Genomic DNA, 556 nt, shown 5'->3' with positions numbered 1-556 from the left:
GGAATGGCGGCATCAAAAGCCGCTGCCTTACCGCTTGGCGATAGACCTGCAGGCGATAGTCATAAAGACTAATCAAGTTAGAAAAGCATGGTGCGGAAGGAGAGACTTGAACTCTCACACCTTGCGGCGCCAGAACCTAAATCTGGTGCGTCTACCAATTCCGCCACTTCCGCAACTTTTCTGTCGTCATAAAGGTAATTGGTAAAACCTAAACAACGAAATAAATGGTGGCTACGACGGGATTCGAACCTGTGACCCCATCATTATGAGTGATGTGCTCTAACCAGCTGAGCTACGTAGCCAACACAATATTCTTTAAATCAAGATGGTGCGGAAGGAGAGACTTGAACTCTCACACCTTGCGGCGCCAGAACCTAAATCTGGTGCGTCTACCAATTCCGCCACTTCCGCAACTTGATTTGTCGTTACTGATATAATTGGTAAAACATCAATAACATTCCTATGTTTCAAGGAAGAATAATGGCAGGTCTACCTGGATTCGAACCAGGGAATGGCGGCATCAAAAGCCGCTGCCTTACCGCTTGGCGATAGACCT

4 tRNA genes are annotated in these 556 nt (G+C 47.1%); all 4 read right to left on the bottom strand.

The features are described from left to right. Positions 1-88: 88 nt before the first annotated feature. Positions 89-173 (bottom strand) — tRNA-Leu (locus AACR11_RS06690). A gap of 52 nt (positions 174-225) precedes the next feature. Next, positions 226-302, bottom strand: a tRNA-Met gene (locus AACR11_RS06685). Positions 303-326: 24 nt separating this feature from the next. After that, positions 327-411: transfer RNA gene (locus AACR11_RS06680), tRNA-Leu, on the bottom strand. Positions 412-481: 70 nt separating this feature from the next. Continuing rightward, a tRNA-Gln gene (locus tag AACR11_RS06675) sits at positions 482-556 on the bottom strand.

Origin of the sequence: Vibrio sp. L85, assembly GCF_963871815.1 — a bacterium.
GTDB classification, from domain to species: Bacteria; Pseudomonadota; Gammaproteobacteria; order Enterobacterales; family Vibrionaceae; genus Vibrio; species Vibrio harveyi.
This window is presented reverse-complemented; position numbering and strand designations above follow the sequence as displayed.